Origin of the sequence: Pseudomonas sp. RIT778, assembly GCF_019718735.1 — a bacterium.
GTDB classification, from domain to species: domain Bacteria; phylum Pseudomonadota; class Gammaproteobacteria; order Pseudomonadales; family Pseudomonadaceae; genus Aquipseudomonas; species Aquipseudomonas aphyarum.
On record NZ_JAIHBA010000037.1, the window covers coordinates 12,249 to 30,593 of the forward strand.

An 18,345-nucleotide genomic window follows, 5' to 3' on the forward strand; every position below is an offset into this window, starting at 1 on the left:
GGATGATGAACGCTACCAGATCCGCATACCGGACATCTTCAATCGCAATGCCTTTGCCATCCAGCAGCGTTGCGGTCACGCGTTTTTCTTCGAACCAGTCATGAGTGATTTCCGCATGCTCTATAGCGAGGGCGGAAACCTCTTCACCATCGATGGATATCGTCGAGAACGGTTTTTGCTCGATAGCGCCTCTGAGAAACTCGACGAGTACAACATGCCGGTCGGAAATACGCCGTTGCCAGCGCCAGGCGGATGCCCACCCATTGTCTTCCGTGAAGCGTTCAAAGCCCCGTTCGGCCAACTGCTGGGCCAATGATGCATAGCCTCCGCCCTCGGCGATCACTTGAAGGTTGAGGACCACGTCTACATCCGATGTGCCTGCATGTGGCGGAATGTTCGGAGGCGCTTCGGGCGTGAGGTAACGCGGGACGAGGCCGCCAACCAGTCGAATCGTTGCTTTAAGGGTTCCGAATGCGCCCAGCAGCGTGACGAGAACCTGCTCGCAAGCATTGGTATGGTCGCTGGAGTAGCCGTCAGCGGTTTTAGGCTTGGGGGCCACAGCCATCATCAGATCCTTAGAATGTCTGCACGAAACCGGGCGGCCAGTTCCTTGTTTCTTCCGCGACCATTCAGCAGGTCGATGTATTGAATAAAGGGGCTGGCAAACCATGTTCCCTCATGCTTTTGGCGGAACAGCATTTCTGCGCCGCTGCGCTCAATCAGTACGATGTTCGAGCCTTTCTCGGCGGGTTTCAGTGCCAAAGCTGCCACAAAATCGCTGACGGACTCCGAAGGGATTGCGATCTCGGCGACATCGACTCCGGTCAAAAGAGGTGATAGTGCGTTTGCAGCAGTCGCCCCCGTCACTGCCCAGTCGTCCGGGATGCCTGACTTCATCGCCGTCAGCGAGACTTGAGTGAGGAGATTTTCAGGGCTCGAGGAGAATAGATACCAGCGAGATTTCGTTTCTTTGGATTTCTGGCGGGCGGCAGCCCAGGCGTCGAGCAGCTTTCCCGGTTGGCTGAGTTTACGGCGCTGGTCCCGGCCGCGTCCGTCGGATGTAACCAGCCATTCGAGTTTTTCGAGCTCCTTGAGTACAACGGAGACCGAGTAGACGGATGTTTCAGATGCCTCAGCAAGCTGATAGCCGGTGAACCAGTCTCCCTTCAGGTGGAGAAGAGCGTGTATCACTTTCTCTCTGGAGCGGCTGAAGAGAGAGAAGGTGCCCACCTCTTTTTTGCCTGCGTAAGGGCGCTCGATGTGGATCAGCCACCGATCATGGCGTAGATGCATGGAGCCGCTTGAGTCGTAGTAACCGATGTTTCTTACTTTCAACTCTTCGCGGGCACCTTTGCTCAGGTGTTTCGCAATAACCATGGGTATCACGTTTTTTTCATGAGCATTTGCGCGAAGCCGGGCGCGATAACCCTCCAGTGTCCACGCCGCATCTCTAACATCGCGGGGATAGCCTTCGTTCAGAATCTCGATCGGGACATGCCACTGTTCTTCAGATGCAGTGGCTTCTACTACGGCATCCAGCACGCTTCCTTCGCTTTGAGCCTGCTCGCAGATGCGTATGACCGAAACACCGGTCGCTTCCTCAAGCGCCGAAACGAAACCGGCCAGCAGGCTCTTTTCGTGATGATCAGATACTTTGTTTTGCATGCTTGATCCCAATTTTTTCGGGGGTGATCAGCCAAGGTTATCGATGCAGAATAGGTTATCAGTACGGATAAACAACGAAAGTTCCTTATTTGTTATCAAATTTTGCTTTGTTATCTGATCAGCTAACAAGGCTATTTTTGATAACGAATGGACAGCTGGCCCAACCCACCAAGACTCCCTGTAAACTCCGCTATCTTCAGCCGACGCCCAGGGAGCTCAAATGTCCGGTTCGATTCTCTATATCCATGGTTTCAACAGTGCGCCGGCCTCGAAAAAGGCCTGTCAGCTGGTCGAGGTAATGGAGCGGCTGGGTTTGAGCGATCAACTGCGTGTGCCGGCGCTGCATCACCACCCGCGCCAAGCCATCGGTCAGCTGGAACAGGCAATCGCCGAACTCGGCCGGCCATTGCTGGTGGGAAGCTCGCTCGGCGGCTACTATGCGACTCACCTGGCCGAGCGCCATGGCCTGAAAGCCCTGCTGGTCAACCCGGCCGTCAGTCCGCACCGGATGTTCGACGGATACCTGGGCACCCAGAAAAACCTGTACACCGACGAAACCTGGGAGCTGACCCACGACCACGTGACGGCTCTGGCCGAGCTGGAAGTGCCGGCGCCGCAGGATCCGCAGCGTTATCAGGTATGGTTGCAGACCGGGGATGAAACGCTGGATTATCGCCTTGCCCAGCAGTATTACCGGGCCTGTGCCTTGCGCATCCAGGCCGGCGGCGATCACAGTTTCCAAGGATTTGTTACACAATTGCCGGCATTGCTCAGCTTTGCCGGGATTGGCGCCGATACCTATCAGGCAATCGATTTCACCGCACTGTGAAGTCTTGCCCCATTTTCATTGAATCACTGACGACGAGACCCTATGGCCACTCCCAGCGCTAGCTCCTATAACGCCGACGCCATCGAAGTCCTCTCGGGCCTCGACCCGGTGCGCAAACGCCCCGGCATGTACACCGACACCAGTCGGCCGAACCACCTTGCCCAGGAAGTCATCGACAACAGCGTCGACGAAGCCCTGGCCGGCCACGCCAAATCGATCCAGGTCATCCTCCACGCCGATCACTCGCTGGAAGTCTGCGACGACGGCCGTGGCATGCCGGTCGACATCCACCCGGAAGAGGGCGTTTCGGGCGTCGAACTGATCCTCACCAAGCTCCATGCGGGCGGCAAGTTTTCCAACAAGAACTACCAGTTCTCCGGCGGTCTGCACGGGGTGGGTATTTCGGTGGTCAACGCCTTGTCGACCCAGGTACGGGTGCGGGTCAAACGTGACGGCAACGAATACGAAATGACCTTCGCCGACGGCTTCAAGGCCACCGATCTGCAAGTGATCGGCACCGTCGGCAAGCGCAATACCGGGACCAGCGTGTATTTCGCGCCGGATCCGAAGTACTTCGATTCGCCGAAATTCTCCATCAGCCGCCTCAAGCACGTACTCAAGGCCAAAGCCGTTCTGTGCCCGGGGCTGTTGATCAGCTTCGAAGACAAAGGCACCGGCGAAAAGGTCGAGTGGCATTACGAAGATGGCCTGCGCTCCTACCTGGTAGACGCGGTGAGCGAATTCGAGCGCCTGCCGGACGCGCCGTTCTGCGGCAACCTGGCCGGCACCAAGGAAGCGGTCGAGTGGGCCCTGTTGTGGCTGCCGGAGGGCGGCACTTCGGTCACTGAAAGCTACGTCAACCTGATCCCGACGGAGCAGGGCGGCACCCACGTCAACGGTCTGCGTCAGGGCCTGCTCGATGCGATGCGCGAGTTCTGCGAATTCCGCAGTCTGCTGCCGCGTGGCGTGAAGCTGGCGCCGGAAGACGTTTGGGAGCGCATTGCTTTCGTCCTGTCGATGAAGATGCAGGAGCCGCAATTCTCCGGCCAGACCAAGGAGCGTCTGTCGTCTCGTGAAGCAGCGGCTTTCGTTTCCGGTGTGGTCAAGGACGCGTTCAGCCTGTGGCTCAACGCCAATCCTGAAACCGGTCTGGCGCTGGCCGAACTGGCAATCAGCAACGCCGGCCGTCGCCTGAAAGCGAGCAAAAAGGTCGAGCGCAAACGCATCACCCAGGGGCCGGCATTGCCGGGCAAGCTGGCCGATTGCGCCGGGCAGGATCCGATGCGTTCCGAGCTGTTCCTGGTGGAAGGTGATTCCGCCGGCGGTTCTGCCAAGCAGGCGCGGGACAAGGAATTCCAGGCGATCCTGCCGTTGCGCGGCAAGATCCTCAACACCTGGGAAGTCGACGGCAGCGAAGTGCTGGCCAGTCAGGAGGTGCACAACATTGCCGTGGCCATCGGTGTCGATCCGGGCGCCGAGGACATGAGCCAGCTGCGCTACGGCAAGATCTGCATCCTCGCCGACGCCGACTCCGACGGTCTGCACATCGCAACATTGTTGTGCGCCTTGTTCGTCCAGCATTTCCGCCCGCTGGTGGATGCCGGTCACGTCTACGTGGCGATGCCGCCGCTGTACCGCATCGACCTGGGCAAAGAGATTTTCTACGCCCTGGACGACGCCGAGCGCGACGGGATCCTTGACCGTCTGGTGGCCGAGAAGAAACGCGGCAGGCCGCAGGTCACCCGATTCAAAGGTCTGGGTGAAATGAACCCGCCGCAGCTGCGTGAAACCACCATGGACCCGAACACCCGCCGTCTGGTGCAGTTGACCCTCGGGGACGACTTCGCCGAGACCTCGGAAATGATGGACATGCTGCTGGCGAAGAAACGCGCCGGCGACCGCAAGACCTGGCTTGAATCCAAGGGCAACCTCGCCGAGGTTCTGGCCTGATGCGGTTTGGCTGGGCCTTGGCGGGTGCGTTGCTGCTGGGTTCGATGACGGTGTCGGCAGAGCCTGTGCAAGAGCTGCGCGTGCTCGCCGAACACCCGGTCGAAGGCATGCGCGGCGGCAACCTGTCGGGGCTGGCCTTGTGCGGCAATGACCTGTGGACGGTTTCGGACCGCGACGATGATCAGATCTACCGTCTCGATATCCGCGACCGGGTCTGGCAGGCCACGGCCGTGCGCATCGATCCGCCGAAAGTGCCGGACAGCGGCTTGCCGTGGGGCATCAGTTCGCGCACCTGGGCGGCGTCGTTCATTCGGGGCGGCGATCTGGATTTCGAAGGCATCAGCTGCGACAGCGCCGGCAACCGCTACATCGTCAGCGAAGCTCACGCGGCCGTGCTGCAAGTGCCGCCGCAGGGGCCGTCGTCGTGGCTGAAAATCTCGCCGATGATGGTTCGCGAGGCGCGGGCCAGCGGGATGCTGCTGCAATTCAACGCGATATTCGAAGGCCTGGCGATCAACCCGGCGGGCGATCAGATGTGGCTGGCTGCCGAGCGGCAAAGCCGTGGCTTGTTGCTGATCAAGCGCCAGCAGACAGTGTGGGATTGTGACGGTCGCTGCGTGCTGCTCAGCGAAGGCGGGATGGAAATGCAGCCGCCACAGTTCCCGAAAGCCCGTCCGGTCAATCGGGATTTTTCCGATATCTCCCTGTTCAACGGCAAGCTGTTTACCCTTGAGCGCAACGCGTACCAGATCTGTCGACGCGATGCGCAGACGGCCAAGGTCGAGCTCTGCTGGTCATATGCGGCCGAGCTGTTGCAGGCCAATCGTCGTTACGAGCAGAACTTCGGGCTGGAAGAGGCACTGGTGGTCGATGCTCAAGGTGCATGGATCGGCGTCGACAACAATTTTGGCCCGCGCGCCGATGGCGAGGTTCGCCCGATCATCTGGCGTTTCGCCGCGCCTGAGGGTGGCTGGAGCGCCAAGCCATGAGCCAGCAACCACCGGGCAAACGCACCGGTCGGGTGCTGATGATTCTGGCGTGGTGCGCGGCGCTGTTTCTGGCCACGCGGTTTTTCGGCCAGTGGGAAGAACGCCAGCGCAATCCCAATGTGGAAGTGGCTTCGCAGCAGGGCAATGGTTTTATCGAAGTGAAACTGATCGGCAACGCCCAGGGACATTTTGTCGCCAGCGGCCTGATCAACGGTCGGCCGGTGGAGTTCATGCTCGACACCGGCGCGACCGACGTGGCAATCCCGGCCGAGGTGGCGAAAAACCTCCGGCTGGAAGAAGGTTTCGGTGTGACCCTGAGCACGGCCAATGGCCTGAGCCAGGGCTATCGCACCCGTATCGACCGCCTGCAACTGGGCGACATCGTGCTGCGGGACGTCCGCGCACTGGTGGCGCCGGGGTTGCATGGCGATCAGGTGCTGCTCGGCATGAGCGCCCTGAACAAACTTGAATTTACTCAGCGCGGCGGCACCATGCTGCTGCGCCAGACAACGAACCGATGAGGCCCGCATGAGCGACAACCTTGCAGACAGCTTAGATGGCGTAGAACGCCGGTCGCTGGCTGACTTCACCGAAAATGCCTACCTCAACTACTCCATGTACGTGATCATGGACCGTGCCCTGCCGCATATCGGCGACGGTCTGAAACCGGTACAGCGGCGTATCGTCTACGCCATGAGCGAGCTGGGGCTGGATGCCGATTCCAAGCACAAGAAGTCGGCGCGTACCGTCGGCGACGTGCTCGGCAAGTTCCACCCGCACGGCGACTCGGCGTGCTACGAGGCGATGGTGCTGATGGCCCAGCCGTTCAGCTATCGCTACACGCTGGTGGACGGCCAGGGTAACTGGGGTGCGCCGGATGATCCCAAGTCCTTCGCCGCCATGCGTTACACCGAAGCGCGGCTGTCGCGTTATTCCGAAGTGCTGCTCAGCGAACTGGGCCAGGGCACCGCGGACTGGGGCCCGAACTTCGACGGCACCCTGCAGGAACCGCTGGTGTTGCCGGCACGTTTGCCGAACATCCTGCTTAACGGCACCACCGGTATTGCCGTGGGCATGGCCACCGACGTGCCGCCGCACAACCTGCGCGAAGTTGCCACTGCGTGCGTGCGCCTGCTCGACGAGCCGAAAGCCACGGTCGAACAGCTCTGCGAGCACATCCAGGGCCCGGACTACCCGACCGAAGCGGAAATCATCACCCCGCGCGCCGACCTGCTGAAAATGTACGAAACCGGCAAGGGCTCGGTGCGCATGCGCGCCGTGTACCACGTCGAGGACGGCGACATCATCGTTACCGCGCTTCCCCACCAGGTCTCCGGGGCCAAGGTGCTGGAGCAGATCGCCGCGCTGATGCAGGCCAAACCGTCGAAAGCGCCGCAGATCGCCGATCTTCGCGACGAATCCGACCACGAAAACCCGTGCCGCATCGTGATCATCCCGGTCAACAGCCGCGTCGATCACGAAGCGCTGATGCAGCACCTGTTCGCCAGCACCGAGCTGGAGTCGACCTACCGGGTCAACGTCAACATCATCGGTCTGGACGGCAAGCCGCAGCTGAAAAACCTCCGTGCGTTGCTGGTGGAGTGGCTGGAATTCCGCGTGCTGACCGTGCGTCGCCGCCTGCAATTCCGCCTCGACAAGGTCGAGCGTCGCCTGCACCTGTTGGACGGTTTGTTGATCGCTTACCTCAACCTGGATGAAGTGATCCACATCATCCGTACCGAGGAGCATCCGAAAGCCAGGCTGATCGAGCGTTTTGACCTCAGCGAAATCCAGGCTGACTACATCCTCGACACCCGTCTGCGTCAGTTGGCGCGACTGGAAGAGATGAAGCTGCGCGACGAGCAGGACGAACTGCTCAAGGAACAAGCCAAGCTGCAAGCCCTGTTGAGCAGCGAAGCCAAGCTGAAGAAGCTGGTTCGCAGCGAGCTGCTGAAAGATGCTGAAACCTACGGCGATGACCGTCGGTCGCCAATCGTCGAGCGCGCTGAAGCCAAGGCGCTGACCGAGCACGATCTGCTGCCGAACGAGAAAGTGACTGTTGTGCTGTCGGAAAAAGGCTGGATCCGTTCGGCCAAGGGCCACGAGATCGATGCGACCGGCCTGTCGTACAAGGCTGGCGACGGCTTCAAGACCTCGGCGGCGGGGCGTTCGAACCAGTCCGCTGTGGTCATCGACTCCACGGGTCGCAGTTATTCGCTGGCCACCCACACCCTGCCATCGGCACGGGGCCAGGGCGAGCCGTTGACCGGTCGCCTGACGCCGCCGCCGGGCGCCACGTTCGAATGCGTGCTGATGCCTGAAGAGGACTCGCTGTACGTGATCGCCTCCGATGCCGGCTACGGTTTTGTGGTGAAAGGCGAAGACCTGCAAGCCAAGAACAAGGCCGGCAAGGCCCTGTTGAGCCTGCCGAACAACGCCAAGGTGATCGCGCCGCGTCCGGTCGCCGACCGCGAGCACAACTGGCTGGCCTCGGTGACGACCGAGGGTCGCCTGCTGATCTTCAAGATCAGCGATCTGCCACAATTAGGGAAGGGCAAAGGCAACAAGATCATCGGTATTTCCGGTGAACGTGTGGCCAGTCGCGAAGAATATGTCACGGACATCGCCGTTCTTCCGGAAGGCGCCACCTTGGTGCTGCAGGCCGGAAAACGTACCTTGTCGCTGAAAGCCGACGACCTCGAACACTACAAAGGTGAACGTGGTCGCCGTGGTAACAAACTGCCACGTGGCTTCCAGAGGGTGGATGCGCTGCTCGTCGAAAACCTCAATTAGGCGTCCTAGAGCGCCGTATCTACGATTTAACCCGTAGATCGGCGCTTTGGCGCTGGAGTCGGAACGCATATTCACGGATGATATGGCCTTTCCAAGCGCCGGCGTGGCCGAGCGTTCTTCATATTTATTGAGTATTTTCACTGTGGTCAGCCTTGTGGCGGCCACCTGGACGGGATGATGACTTCTCTGCGCCCCCTTATTTTCCTGCTCGCCGGCGTTCTTGGCCTGGCGGGTTGCAGCGTTCACCAGCCGGTGTCGCTGTATCAGCTGGACAGCGGAAGTCCGGCTCAGCCTGCGCAAAGCTCAGGCATGGCAGTTTTGCTGGGCCCTGTGATCGTTGCCGATTACCTGCAACGTGAAACCCTGTTGCAGCGTCAACCGGACGGCAGCCTGCAAGCCTCGGTCGATGGCCGCTGGGCCGGCAGCCTGTCTTCGGACATCGATCAGTTGCTGTTGCGTCAGGTCGCCGGGCATCTGGACAGTCAGCGCGTCGTGCTGGCGCCGGCCACCGTGGGCTTCACCCCTGACGTGCAGGTGCTGTTGACCATTACGCGTCTGGACTCGGGTCAGTCGCAACCGGCGATCCTCGACGCGCAATGGCGTCTGATCGACCGCCGTGGTCAGGTGCGCGACAACCGCATCGTCCATCTGCAGGAACAGCATGCCGGCACTACCGCCGCGCAGGTGCAGGCGCAAGGCGTGTTGTTGCAGCGTCTGGCGGAGCAGCTGTCGGTAGCGCTCAAGCCGTTGGCCAATCAGCCACCGGTCGCCGAGGCGCCGCGCAAACCGGCACCGAAACCGGCAGCACCGGCGGCGGAAGCCGAAAAGCAGCCGAAGATACCGATGGCTTCGCCGATTCGTACGGATATGGAAGTGTTCCGCTTCTAGGACTGGATCGAGTCAGAACAGAGCCCGCCTTGTGCGGGCTTTGTTGTGTCTGGGATTCTGGGTAGAAGATCAAAAGCTCCCTCACCCCAGCCCTCTCCCGGAGGGAGAGGGAGCCGACCGAGGTGTCTGGCGTCATACATCGACCTGAAAGATCTTGGCGATAATGGATTTTGCGCAGTGCGGTATTACGATTATGGATTCGGCACAGCACGCTCAGGTCGGCGTAGATCCCGAGCATCCCCCGATCGGTCCCCTCTCCCTATGGGAGAGGGCTAGGGTGAGGGGGCTCTCAAGGCCAGGCGCGATCATGAAAACGCCACGCACAAAAAAGCCCGCAGGCAATCACTCGTCTGCGGGCTTCGTTGTAACTGGTCTAAGGCTTAAGCCCGACGCTCATGCATCCGCGCCAGCTGCCGCTCAAGCATCGACGGATAAGGCTCCATCAACCGCTCCACACAGCAAGCCCCCTCAGGGCTGGCAATCGGCCGGATTCGTGCACGCTGGCGGATCAGCGCGTCGTCACCGATCTTGCGTTCCACCAGCAGCAGGTTGCGGCTGTGTTGCGACAGGGCCAGGGCGTCCTGGGCGGAGTCGGTCAGCAACAAGTCGATCTGGCTCAGACCAAACAGCTCATCGCCGAGGGTCAGGCCCAGCTGCAATTGCAGGGTGATGCCGCTGTCGGCGACTTCGATCTGCAACTGGTGGCCCAGCGCCCGCAGCAGCTCGCCGCAGCAGATGGCGTTGGTCAGGTAATCGTCGCCGCTGTCTTCGGTGTGGAACAGCATCAGCGTACTGCCGTCGTTCAGGGTTTCGATTTCGCCCTGATACAGCGACGCGGCCTGTTCCAGGCAGTCGCGATAGCGATCCTGCAACTCTTCCAGACGTGCGCGCGGCAAACGGCGAAGTTGTTCCTGCGAACCCAGTTGCACCGCCAGCACCGCCGTATGTTGCGGCACGCTTGGGGTCGGTCGGCGCACTGCCGGTTGCGCTGCTTCGTCCAGCGACTCGTCACGCAGATCGGCGAACGGGTCTTCGTCATCGTCGTCTTCAACGGTGCTGACCACATGGCGTGGCGCAGGCTTCTGCGCGGCCATCGGGCGGCTCTCGTCGAAACTCGGATCACGCAGGTTGCGCACTTCGAATTCCGGCTCGTCGTCCTCGAACTCGGGTTCCGGCTCGGGCTCCGGTTCAGCCGGCTCCGGGGCATAGTTGGCGTGCAACTGGCGGGCAAGATCACCGATCTCGTCCTGACGCTCGATCCCCGGCGTGTATTCGTCGATCCGGCGCAGCCACACACGCAATTGCAGCAGCGGCGTGGAAATGTGCCGGCCCAGACGCAGGCTCAGGGCCAGGGACAGTGCCAGCAGGATCGCACTCAGGATGCCCATGCTTTGCAGGCTGATGGTCATCGGCTGCTGGAACTGATCCATGTCCAGGCTGATGCGCAGTTGCCCGGCGGTCACGTCCTGGAAGGTGATCTTGCTCTCGTACATGCCCTCGGCTTCGCCGAGCAGGCCGTGCTTGGGCCGCTGACCGGACTCGGCGAGGATGCGGTTGTCCACGCTGTAGATGGCGGCGTGGGCCACCAGCTTGTTCTTGGTCAGGTTGTTGAGCAGCACGTTGAGGCTGAGGATGTCGTTGGACACCAGCAGCTCGGTGGCGGAGGTGGCGGTCTGCGTGGTCAGGCTTTCGCCCAGCGCATCGGCCTGCTCGTGCATGGCCTGCTTGAACTGCAGGCCCATCACGCAGGCATAGATCACCAGGGCCAGGGCGACCAGGATCACGTTATGGCTGGCAATGCGCAATGCAATCGGTACACGGCGGTGGCGCAGTGCACGGAAGATCAGCAGGAAGAAGTTATCGGTTTTAACTGGCGTGGGCCGGTTCACTGAGCTCGGCTCTTTTGTCCGTGAAGTTGACGCGCAGTATAGCGACAGGCCCTAGACCGGCAAAGCGCTGGCGGTGCCCGATGGTCACTGAAAGTGGGTAGAATGCGGTTTTTTTCCAGTTGCGGGGGTGCGCGTTGCGCGAAATCGTCCTGATTAACATCACGGGAGTCGACCGTCCGGGTCTGACAGCGGCCATTACCGGTGTTCTGGCCCAGGGTGGTGTGAATATCCTCGACATCGGTCAGGCGGTGATCCACGACATGCTGTCGTTCGGCATCCTCGTGGAAATCCCCGACTCCGAGCAAGGCAAGTCGGTGCTCAAGGACATCCTGTTCAAGGGCTATGAGCTCGACCAGCAGGTGCGCTTCACCCCGGTGTCCGAAGAGGATTACCAGCAATGGGTGGGCAATCAGGGCAAGAAACGCCACATCGTTACCCTGCTGACCCGCAAGGTCACCGCCGGCCAGTTGCAGGCCGTGAGCTCGATCACCGCCAAATACGGCCTGAACATCGACCATATCGACCGTCTGTCGGGTCGCATGCCGCTGGACACCCCGGCTGACAAGGGTAAGGGCTGCATCGAGTTCTCCGTGCGTGGCGAAGCGGCCGACCCGCAGGCGCTGCGCGCCGAGTTCCTCAGCGTGGCTCAGGAACTGAACGTCGACATCGCCTTCCAGGAAGATTCGCTGTTCCGTCGCAACCGTCGTCTGGCGGTGTTCGACATGGACTCGACCCTGATCGAAGCCGAAGTCATCGACGAGCTGGCGAAAGCCGCCGGCGTCGGCGATCAGGTTTCGGAAATCACCGAGCGGGCAATGGCCGGCGAGCTGGATTTTCGCGCCAGCTTCAAAGAGCGTCTGGCGCTGCTCAAGGGGCTGGATGTCAGCGTGCTCGACTCGATCGGCGCCTCCCTGCGTCTGACCGAGGGTGCCGAAACCCTGTTCGCCGAACTCAAGCGTCTGGGCTACAAGACCGCGATCCTGTCGGGCGGCTTCACCTACTTCGCCAAACAGTTGCAGGCCAAACTCGGCATCGACTACGTGTTCGCCAACGAACTGGAAGTGGTCGACGGCAAGTGCACCGGCGTGGCGATCGAGCCGATCGTCGATGCCCAGCGCAAGGCCGATCTGCTGAAGCAGTTGGCTGAAAAAGAAGGTTTGCGTCTGGAGCAGACCATCGCCGTGGGCGACGGCGCCAATGACCTGCCGATGCTGGCGATTGCCGGTCTGGGCGTGGCGTTCCGCGCCAAGCCGCTGGTCAAGCAGTCGGCGAAGCAGGCGATCTCGACCCTCGGTCTGGATGGCGTGCTGTACCTGCTGGGCTTCCGGGATCGCGACGGGCAGCTCTGAAAGCTCTGCCGCCTGAGCTGCCCCCTTCGCGAGCAAGCCCGCTCCCACATTGGAATGCATTTCAAATGTGGGAGCGGGCTTGCTCGCGAAGGGGGCGCCCCGGATTATCAGACTCCACTCAAAGGGACTTCCACAACGAGTCGAAATCCTCCTCGCTCCCGCCATTCCTGGCCGCCTCCAGCGAGCGATAGGCAAACTGATTGAAACTGTGAGTGCTGGCCACCCGCCGATCCAGCCCGGCGCGGTGCTCTTCGCCCTGGGTGTTGATCAGCACTTTATTGCCTTCCTGAAACGGCAGCCGTGGCGCGAGTAATGTCGCCGGCAAATCGATCGCACTGATCTCCGGCAACAGCAAACCGCGCAGATACTGGCTGTGATCATCCCGCGAACGCACCAGTTGCAACCCGCACGGCCGGGCATGGGGCGCCACCAGTTCGATGCCCATTTGCGTGCCGGCGCCGCGCACCTGGCGGATCCAGCGCACCACGGCAATGCTCCAGCCCTGGTTGAGGCTGTCCTGAATCCCGACCATTTCCCCAGCCTGCAATTCGGCCGGTACGTCCTTTGGCCAAGCAAGGCAATAACCGCCGGGGCTGTGGTTGATCACCGGCAAGGCATAGGTCGGGTAATGCGGCGGACTGTCGGCGTCGCCTTCATCGTCGATCAGCGGTTCGTAGCGGATTTCCTCGTAGGGCAACAATTCATCGGACGTGCTCTGTGGTGCGGCATCGAACGCCTGGCTCCAGCTGTCCTTTTCGCCCTGAACCACCGCGCGGCTGAAATTCGCCGCACGGGCGCCGGGGTGCTTGAGCAGTTCGCTGAAGGTGCGTTCGCCGCCGAGGTAGAAGTGCAGGGCGCTCATGCCGACGCACACGGTCAGGTTGCCCTGGCCGACGGTGCGCTGGAAGCTGCGCTCGGCGGCTTCGCCCCAGGTCGCGTGCAGGTGTTGCAGGGTGTCGAGGGTCAGGCCGGCCGGCACGGGCAGCGGCGTCGTTGTGTCCTGATGCTGAAGGTGCGCCTCGATGGCATTCACCAGCGGTTGCGGATCAAAACCGAGCAACCCTGCCTGTTGCTCGCTGCGAAACTGCGAGCGGTAACGCGGGCCGGCGTCGATGTCTGCCGAGACAGCGAACAAGCCCGCGCCCGGATTGGCGGGCTGCAGTTTAAGCCACGCGCTCCACGGTTCCACTACTTGGGCCAGGCGCGCGATCTGATTCTGGCGCAACTGATTGCAGCGGGCGCTGCCCAGCAACAGGGCGGCGAGGTAGGTCTGCTCGACGCTCAGCTCTGCGGTCAGACTGGCGAGGTCGTCGCGCACCCGGCGATGTTGCAGTTGCAGCTCGCAGGCACAGCGAAACAATTGATGCAGTTCGAACCACAGCTGTTCCGGTGCGGCGCTGTACAGCTGCGTGGCGCGAACCAGTTGCCCTTTCAGCGCATGAGTCGCCCGTTGCAGCGCTTCGCTCACCAGCGCTGCGCGATCCCGGGAATACTTGGGCGCGATCCGCCCAATGATCTGTTTGTAACCGATGGCCAGCTGACTTTGCAGGGCCTGGCACAGGTTGCTGATCTTGCGTGAGCGCTCATCGAGCATGATTGCCTGATGCAGAAAGTGCCGTTCCAGATGCTGGCAGACGAAATAAACCTCAGGCCGCAGAAGCTCCAGCAGATGCAGGCGATTGTCGCTGGGGGTCAGCAGTTGATTGAGTTCGCCGAGGCCTTGATACAGCAGGCGCGCGGTTTCGCCGATGTTGGCCTTGGGCAGGCCGGCGATCCAGCGCTTGAGGTCGCGCGGGGTGGCTTCACAGAACGACAGGCGCAACTGCGTGGGTGTCGGGGCGCTCAGTTTTGGTTGGGATCGTGGCTCACTCATGCCGTGACCAGCTCCGGCGGCGAATAGGGCAATGCCAAAAACTCTAGCAGTTATGCTCTGTTTCGCAGGCGATTGTCAGGCTTTTTTACCGCTGGTCTGCTGGCCTGGTGCCATTTCGGCAGGCGCTACTAGGCTCTCAGGCGTGCGATCGGAAACGCACGGTTGCACGGCTTGCCGCAACGTCGGGCAGGTCTCTGAAAAACTTCAAGGAGATGAGGTTCATGTCTAAATACGCAGTGGCAAATCAATGGGGCGGTAGTTCGGCACCTTGGCATCCGGGTGGAACCTGGGTGTTGGGCGCGCGGGACAACCAGAACGTCGTCGCGATCGAGATCAAGTCCGGCGACGGTGGCAAAAGCTTCACCGGCACCATGACCTACGCCGGCGAAGGCCCTATTGGCTTCAAGGCTCAGCGCACTGGCCAGAACCAGTACAACGTTGAAAACCAGTGGGGTGGCAACGATGCCCCCTGGCATCCAGGTGGCAAGTGGGTGATCGGCGGGCGGGATAACCAGAACGTTATCGCGTTGAGCGTCACGTCCAGTGACGGAGGGAAAAACCTCAGCGGCACCAATACCTACGCCAACGAAGGGCCGATCGGCTTCCGTGGGCAGATAGAGTAACGGCGCCACTCAGGTCGTGTCCGCCCCTTCGCAGACGTGCGAAAGGGCGGATCAACAGGTTCAGGCGTTCGACTGTGCCAGGGCCTGACCCATCTGTACCGGCGAGCCGGCTTTCAATTCTTCAACCCATTTCACCTGATCCGGCCCGAACAGCACGATCGCGGTCGAACCCAGCTTGAAGCGACCCAGTTCCGCACCTTTTTCCAGATGAATCGGCGCACGGGCGGCTTCGTCGTAGCGGAAGGTTTTCAGTTCGCGCTTCGGTGGTGTGACCAGACCGGCCCACACGGTTTCGATCGATGCCACGATCATCGCGCCCACCAGCACCACGGCCATCGGCCCGCGCTCGGTGTCGAAGATGCACGCTACACGCTCGTTGCGGGCAAACAGCTCCGGAACGTTTTCCGCGGTGGTCTGGTTGACCGAGAAGATCCGGCCCGGGATGTAGACCATTTCGCGCAGGGTGCCGGCCAGCGGCATGTGCACGCGGTGGTAGTCCTTTGGCGACAGGTAAACAGTCGCGAATTCACCGCCCATGAACGGCGCCGCATTGGCCGCGTCGCCACCCAGCAGTTCCAGCACGCTGAAGCTGTGGCCCTTGGCCTGGAAGATGCGACCGTGTTCGATCGGGCCGAGCTGGCTGATCGCACCGTCGGCCGGGCTGAGGATCGCGCCCGGGGTCTGATCCAGCGGGCGTGCGCCGTCTTTCAGGGCGCGGGTGAAGAAGGCGTTGAAGTGCTCGTAAGCGGTGACGTCTTCAACCAGTGCCTGCGACATGTCCACCTGATAACGCTTGGCGAACCAGGTGGTGAAGGCATTCTTGAACCAGCGCACGCGGCACTCGGCGACGCAGCCGGCCAGGCGCGACAGCAGGTGATGAGGCAGCAGGTATTGGTTGATGATAAACAAACGCTCTTTCATGACTGTCCTTAAAAATCCTTAAAGCTCGACGGGGGTGTCGGGGTGGTTGCCCCATTCGCCCCAGGAACCGGCGTAGCCCTTGACCCGCGGATAACCGAGGGCCTTGGCCACCAGATAAGTGAAACCGGACCGGTGATGGGTCTGGCAGTGGGTAATGATTTCTTTGTCTTTGGTGATCCCGAGGTTTTCGAGGATCTGCGGCATGTCGGTACGGATGCGCAGCTGACGCGCCTGATCCATGCCCGCCGTCCATTCGAAATTGACCGCGCCGGGGATGTGCCCGCCCTTGGCCGCCAGGACTTTCTCGCCGGAATATTCCAGCGGTCCGCGAGCGTCCCAGATGGCCAGGTCAGCAGCGCCGAGACGGCTTTGCAGGTATTCGCGGGTGGCGGTCGGTTCCTCGTGCAGCGTCAGGGCAACCGGGCCGCCCGCCGCCGGAGGAATCTGGATCGACATCGGCGAGCCTTCCGCCAGCCACGCCGGCAGACCGCCGTCGAGGTAGTGGTATTTGTCATGGCCGATCACGTCGAGCAGCCAGATGAAGCGCCCGGCCCAGCCACCGCCTTCGTCGTCATAGACCACGTAGACCGCGTCTTTGCGATGGCCCAGCTCACCGAACAGTTCTTCGAGTTTTTCCTTGCTCGGCAACAGGCCCGGAGCCGGCGCCTGACCCAGCTGGGTGCGTTTCGGATCAACAAAACGTGCGCCGGGAATATGTCCCTCGGCGTAGCGGGCGGCACTGGTCAGATCCACCAGAATCAGATCGCGGGATTCGAGGCGCGGCAGCAGGTCGCTCGGCTCGATCACCAGGGCCAGGCCAGAGAAATCAGACATGTGAGGTCTCCAGAGCACAAAGGGGAAGGATTGTAGCTGTCATTGGCCGCGCTGGCTAAAACTGTGCAGGGCTTTCTCGATGCACTGCGCGGTTTTGCCGAAGGCCTGCACAGTGATGTCGGCGAACGGCCCGCCGCCCTGGTCGGCGACCACGATCATGATCACCCGGCCGTTGTTCACCAGCGAGCGCAGGAATAGATGTTCGCCACGAAACAGCGTGCGCAGCGAGGGTGGCAGCAGGGCGGAAAACTGGGCGTTGTTGTCCGGGGTGATCCGCACTTGCGCCTGCTGCGCGAGCAAGCGTTGCAGCACCGAACTCTGGCTGACGACGAAATTGAGCGCAGCGGCTTCCTTCGGCAATCCCGAGGTTTGATGGACGCGCAGATTGGCGTGGCTGCGGTCGGCCATCAGGATCATCACCCGGCGCATACCGCTGGCGACCAGCGCATCGCGGGCGGCGACGGTCAGGCTCATGGCATTGGTGAAGCGGCTTGGCACAGCCAGCAACTCGGCGCATTGCCGGCGCCACTGGGTCAGGTCTTCAGCGGAAGGCGCCGCAGCCGGGAGCATTCCGGCGGGCAGGCGACGGGTGCCCCACGGCCACAGCAGCGAAACCGCCGGGTGCCACAGGTCCGGCATGGAATGATGGCGAGCGCTGACGGCGGCCTGTTGGTGCAGCTGCTGTTGCACCTCGTCCATCGAGATTTGCAGGTAGAGGCTGGTCAGGAATTGCCAGCGCTCACTGTGCGGACTGTCCCAGGCCTGTTGCGCCGAGAGCGCCAGACCGTTGGCCAGCAGCACGGTGTTGGCCGGCTGGTTGAGCCAGCGGCGCAGGGTCGGGTCGTCGTCGAGGCGGTTTTGCTGGCGCAGCGGATGATCGACGTCGCGGGCAATGCGCAGGACTTTGACCAGTTCGCGCTGCTCGGTCAGCAGCAGGCGATAACCTTGCTGGACCCAGATCGGCAGACGCCAGGCTTCGACCAGCGCTTCGCCGATTTTCAGCAGGCGCACACCGAATAGCTGCTTTTCCACGACTCGCGCTGATTCGCCCTTGTGGATAACCCGCACTTCCCACTCTTCAAGCAATTTGGGAAAGGTCAGCGCCAGCGGCCACAGCGGCGACAGAAACAGCAGGCTGCCCCAATGAATGTCCTGCCACAGGCGCGCGAGACGGCTGGCGAAAAAACCGTTGGCCTGTTGCGTGGCGTGCTGGCTGATCATCTGCAACTGGCGCAGGGCCTGGGGGATCTGTGCGGCAGGTTCGGCGGGCAGGCGAGCGAGCAGTTCTTCGGTACGGCCAAGGCCGAGACGATTGATCGCCACTTCGAGGTTTTCCGCAGGCGCGGTCATGTTGCCGTGGGTGTGGCGGTTGGCTTCGCGGATGATGCTCAGGGCCAGCGCCGGACTGTCCTGCATCAGGTCGGCGATGTCGCGCAACGAGCTGCGGTCATCGCGAATCGCCCGGCAGACCCGGTCATGGGCGTCTTGCGGCACCGGCACGCGAACGCTGTCGAGCAGCTTCACCCAGCCATCGAGTGTGGTCGGTTTTACGTGTGGGACGTTCGTTTCATTAGCCATGTCTGGACGAGATCTTCACTGACTGTAGACGCGCCCGGCATGGGCTAAATTGGCTTTTCGCCTGAACTGGCTATAGTCTGGCGCAGTTTTGCCGATAAGTAGAAGAAGAGATTTTTTAACTTCCGAATATGACCTTGAACCCGACTTAAATAAGTACTTTCTAC

14 protein-coding genes and 1 pseudogene are annotated in these 18,345 nt (G+C 61.5%); 8 read left to right on the forward strand and 7 right to left on the reverse strand.

Translation table 11 applies throughout. The features are described 5' to 3' along the window. A pseudogene (locus tag K5E37_RS24250) lies at positions 1-565 on the reverse strand (antitoxin); the annotation flags it as partial. Between the two features lie 2 nt (positions 566-567). Continuing rightward, positions 568-1,665: a type IV toxin-antitoxin system AbiEi family antitoxin gene (locus K5E37_RS24255; protein ID WP_085608481.1), complete on the reverse strand. Its 1,098-nt coding sequence runs from the start codon at positions 1,663-1,665 to the stop codon at positions 568-570. A gap of 220 nt (positions 1,666-1,885) precedes the next feature. Between K5E37_RS24255 and K5E37_RS24260 the strand changes: the two genes are divergently transcribed. The 6 genes from K5E37_RS24260 (at position 1,886) to K5E37_RS24285 (ending at position 9,114) form a co-directional block, all read left to right on the forward strand. Next, positions 1,886-2,494 carry a YqiA/YcfP family alpha/beta fold hydrolase gene (locus tag K5E37_RS24260; protein WP_085608482.1) on the forward strand — a complete coding sequence of 203 codons (609 nt, stop codon included), beginning with the start codon at positions 1,886-1,888 and terminating at the stop codon, positions 2,492-2,494. 42 nt (positions 2,495-2,536) lie between these two features. After that, positions 2,537-4,444: a DNA topoisomerase IV subunit B gene (parE, locus tag K5E37_RS24265; protein ID WP_221535366.1), complete on the forward strand. Its 1,908-nt coding sequence runs from the start codon at positions 2,537-2,539 to the stop codon at positions 4,442-4,444. Then, positions 4,444-5,433, forward strand: coding sequence for an esterase-like activity of phytase family protein (locus tag K5E37_RS24270; protein ID WP_085608484.1), 990 nt, complete (start codon positions 4,444-4,446; stop codon positions 5,431-5,433). The genes parE and K5E37_RS24270 overlap by 1 nt, the downstream gene beginning before the upstream one ends. Next, entirely contained in the window at positions 5,430-5,954 is a 525-nt protein-coding gene (locus K5E37_RS24275; RefSeq protein WP_085608485.1) for a TIGR02281 family clan AA aspartic protease, read from the forward strand. The genes K5E37_RS24270 and K5E37_RS24275 overlap by 4 nt, the downstream gene beginning before the upstream one ends. A 7-nt stretch (positions 5,955-5,961) precedes the next feature. Continuing rightward, entirely contained in the window at positions 5,962-8,226 is a 2,265-nt protein-coding gene (gene parC / locus K5E37_RS24280; protein ID WP_085608486.1) for a DNA topoisomerase IV subunit A, read from the forward strand. Between the two features lie 177 nt (positions 8,227-8,403). Beyond that, complete coding sequence (locus tag K5E37_RS24285) at positions 8,404-9,114, forward strand: membrane integrity-associated transporter subunit PqiC (protein ID WP_007952202.1); 711 nt, start codon at positions 8,404-8,406, stop codon at positions 9,112-9,114. Between the two features lie 380 nt (positions 9,115-9,494). Here the strand turns inward: K5E37_RS24285 and K5E37_RS24290 are convergent, their stop codons facing one another. Further along, a complete protein-coding gene (locus K5E37_RS24290) occupies positions 9,495-11,003 on the reverse strand; it encodes an AhpA/YtjB family protein (RefSeq protein WP_085608487.1) in 1,509 nt (502 codons plus the stop codon). A 134-nt stretch (positions 11,004-11,137) separates the two neighbouring features. Between K5E37_RS24290 and serB the strand changes: the two genes are divergently transcribed. After that, on the forward strand, positions 11,138-12,352 hold the full coding sequence (gene serB, locus K5E37_RS24295) for a phosphoserine phosphatase SerB (protein ID WP_007952163.1): 1,215 nt from the start codon (positions 11,138-11,140) through the stop codon (positions 12,350-12,352). A gap of 118 nt (positions 12,353-12,470) precedes the next feature. Here serB and K5E37_RS24300 read toward each other — a convergent pair whose 3' ends face one another. Next, complete coding sequence (locus tag K5E37_RS24300; protein ID WP_221535367.1) at positions 12,471-14,225, reverse strand: molecular chaperone; 1,755 nt, start codon at positions 14,223-14,225, stop codon at positions 12,471-12,473. A gap of 221 nt (positions 14,226-14,446) precedes the next feature. On the opposite strand from K5E37_RS24300, the gene K5E37_RS24305 reads away from it, so the two are divergent. Next, positions 14,447-14,848, forward strand: a complete 402-nt coding sequence (locus tag K5E37_RS24305) for a hypothetical protein (RefSeq protein ID WP_011332171.1) — start codon at positions 14,447-14,449, stop codon at positions 14,846-14,848. A 60-nt stretch (positions 14,849-14,908) separates the two neighbouring features. On the opposite strand, the gene asd is transcribed toward K5E37_RS24305, so the two are convergent. The 3 genes from asd to K5E37_RS24320 are packed head-to-tail and all read right to left on the reverse strand — an operon-like array spanning position 14,909 to position 18,181. After that, positions 14,909-15,769 carry an archaetidylserine decarboxylase gene (gene asd, locus K5E37_RS24310; protein WP_221535368.1) on the reverse strand — a complete coding sequence of 287 codons (861 nt, stop codon included), beginning with the start codon at positions 15,767-15,769 and terminating at the stop codon, positions 14,909-14,911. 18 nt (positions 15,770-15,787) lie between these two features. Then, on the reverse strand, positions 15,788-16,603 hold the full coding sequence (locus K5E37_RS24315) for a rhodanese-like domain-containing protein (RefSeq protein ID WP_064379082.1): 816 nt from the start codon (positions 16,601-16,603) through the stop codon (positions 15,788-15,790). 39 nt (positions 16,604-16,642) lie between these two features. Beyond that, complete coding sequence (locus tag K5E37_RS24320) at positions 16,643-18,181, reverse strand: HDOD domain-containing protein (protein WP_221535369.1); 1,539 nt, start codon at positions 18,179-18,181, stop codon at positions 16,643-16,645. Between the last annotated feature and the right edge of the window lie 164 nt (positions 18,182-18,345).